Here is a 2728-nt window from a genome sequence, read left to right as displayed (position 1 = left end):
CCGCGCGACCCGCAAGCTCGACGCAGTCAATCGTGTTCAGGCGGTCGCCAAGGCGATACGCGCCGGGCTGCTGAACTGATGCGGCAGCGGCGCGTGGCGAAGACGACGGTGGCATGCCCTGCATCGTGCAAGGCGAAACGGCGGGCAAGCGGATGCAGGACACGATGACGACCGAAGAGCCCGGCGGCGAGAGCAGCCTGCATGATCTGGGCGCGGAGGTCGCGGCGCTCGAGACGCAGTTCGACATCGTCCGCTACATGCGTCGACAGTGCGAGATCTACAATCTCACCTTCTTCATGGCCTTCACCCTGCCGGGCTTCGAGGCCGAGAAACTCTCCGCCCATTCGATCATCAGCAACTGGCCGCCGGAGGTCATGACGAAGTACGACGGCGCCCATATGGTGCGCCACAGCGCGAGCATCCGCCGCCTTCGCCTGACGACGATCCCGTTCTCCTACGACATGGCGCAGTGGATCGGCGAGGCGGACGGCGATTTCAGCGAACTCGGCGAGGCCATGAAGAAACATGGCATGCAGGTCGGCCACTTCTTCCCGGTGCACGACGCGCTCGGCAACCGCGGCGCGGTGGTCTGGAGCGGGCTCGGCGAAACGATGGAGATCCGCGACAGGCTGTCGCTCCAGATGATCTCCATCCATGTCTTCAACAGGCTTGCCGAGATCGGTGCCGCCTGGCGCAGCGGCCAGATCGTCCTGACCGAACGGGAGATCCAGTGCCTGAGCTGGACCGCGGCCGGCAAGACGAGCCTCGAGATCGCCGAGATTCTCGGCCTCTCCGAGCATACGGTCAACCACTATCTCAACCAGGTGACGCGCAAGCTCGAAGCGGTGAACCGGACCCAGGCCGTCGTCAAGGCCATCCGGCGCGGCCTCATCGCCTGACAAGCCGCCGTGAGCAGACCTGTGCATGGCGCACAGTCGCTGCCGAAAATTCGGGCGCCGGCCGGCCAGAGGCTGCAGCCCCCCGTGGAAACCGTGGGGGTGTGCCCGCCGACACGCTTGCTGCATTTCAGGATCCAAAGGTTGCGAGGGGGCGCTGCAAAGCCCGACCGGCTGAGGAAAAAGGTTACCGTCCCGCTGTTTGCGATCCCGGATGTACGGACGCGGCGGCGAGGCGATGGCCTTTCCGTTTCGCGTGCCGCTGCGAACCGAACCTGATTTCGATTGGCGGCCGCATCGTCCTGCACTATCTACGGGTCACACCATTGCAGTGAGGATCGCATGCCGGACGTGACCAAGGAACAGGTGCTGGAAAAACTGAAGACCGTGCGGGGCCCCGACATGGAAGGCAACATCGTCGAGCGCGGGCTCGTCTCCGACGTGTTCATCTCCGACGGCAAGGCCTATTTCTCGATCACCGTCCCCGCGGAACGCGCGAAGGAGCTCGAGCCGATGCGCTCCGCCGCCGAGCGCGTCGTGCGCGACATCCCGGGCATCAAGGCGGCGATGGTGGCGCTGACGGCCGACAAGCGGGCGGCCGCATCCGGCGCGCCCGCCGCTCGCCAGCCCGCGCCGTCCGCCGGAGCCCCCGCCCCGGGCGGTCATTCCCATGCCGGTCATTCGCACCCGCCGGCGGGGCAGGCGCGCGGCAAGGCGGACATTCCGGGTGTCGGCGCCATCATCGCTGTCGCCTCCGGCAAGGGCGGCGTCGGCAAGTCCACGACCGCGGTCAACCTGGCGCTGGGGCTCAAGGCGAACGGCCTGCGCGTCGGCATTCTCGACGCCGACATCTACGGTCCCTCCATGCCGCGGCTTCTGAAAATTTCGGGCCGGCCCCAGCAGATCGAGGGGCGCATCATCCGGCCGATGGAGAATTATGGCATCAAGGTCATGTCCATGGGCTTCCTCGTCGACGAGGAGGTGGCGATGATCTGGCGCGGCCCGATGATCCAGTCGGCGCTGATGCAGATGCTGCGCGAGGTGGCGTGGGGCGAACTCGACGTGCTCGTGGTCGACATGCCGCCGGGAACCGGCGACGCGCAGCTCACGATGGCCCAGCAGGTCCCGCTCGCCGGCGCCGTGATCGTCTCGACGCCGCAGGATCTGGCGCTCATCGACGCGCGCAAGGGGCTGAATATGTTCAGCAAGGTCGAAGTGCCGGTGCTTGGCATCGTCGAGAACATGAGCTATTTCATCGCGCCCGATACGGGCAGGCGCTACGACATCTTCGGCCATGGCGGTGCGCGCCGCGAGGCCGAGAAGATCGGCGTGCCGTTCCTTGGAGAAGTGCCATTGACGATGGATATTCGCGAGACCTCGGATGCCGGCACGCCGGTCGTCGTCTCCAATCCCGACGGCGAGGTCGCGAAGACCTATCGCGAGATTGCCCGCAAGGTCTGGGAAGGCCTGCAGGCTGACAAGGTGAGCGCCCGCGCGGCGCCGAGCATCGTCTTCGAGTGATGAGCCGCGCCGGATTTCAACGCGGGCTTGATCTGCCGGGCATGGATGGCCCATGGTTCGGCGGGTCCGGGGCCGCGAATGGCCGGCCCGGCCGGAGACGACGCAGCGAACGGAGCCTGCCGCAGGTGACAACCATCCTCAGATCGCGCCGACGGTCGCAGCCGGTCGACGCCGACACGCCCGTTGCGATAGTCCCGTCGGTCACCACCCTGCCCTCGTTCCGTTGGAAAGGCCGGCCGTAAGGCCGGTTGCGCCCATGCACACATCCGTTTCCGGTTCCGACAAGCGGTCCCTGCGGTCGTTTCTCACCC

The 2728-nt window shown here is 66.6% G+C and carries 2 protein-coding genes; both read left to right on the top strand.

Going from position 1 to position 2728, the window contains the following annotated elements:
- The first annotated feature begins 113 nt into the window (after nt 1-113).
- A complete protein-coding gene (locus LXM94_RS20050) occupies nt 114-899 on the top strand; it encodes a helix-turn-helix transcriptional regulator (RefSeq protein WP_235773235.1) in 786 nt (261 codons plus the stop codon).
- 339 nt (nt 900-1238) lie between these two features.
- Entirely contained in the window at nt 1239-2417 is a 1179-nt protein-coding gene (gene apbC, locus LXM94_RS20045) for an iron-sulfur cluster carrier protein ApbC (RefSeq protein WP_235773234.1), read from the top strand.
- Nucleotides 2418-2728: the final 311 nt, after the last annotated feature.

It is taken from the genome of Rhizobium alarense (assembly GCF_021555155.1).
Classification (GTDB): domain Bacteria; phylum Pseudomonadota; class Alphaproteobacteria; order Rhizobiales; family Rhizobiaceae; genus Rhizobium_D; species Rhizobium_D alarense.
Note: the sequence above shows the minus strand (reverse complement) of the source record. Positions and strands in the feature narration are given on the sequence as shown.

Coding starts and splice junctions, on each gene's coding strand:
- apbC (WP_235773234.1), top strand. CDS start 1,239: ATGCCGGACGTGACCAAGGAACAGGTGCTGGAAAAACTGAAGACCGTG.
- LXM94_RS20050 (WP_235773235.1), top strand. CDS start 114: ATGCCCTGCATCGTGCAAGGCGAAACGGCGGGCAAGCGGATGCAGGAC.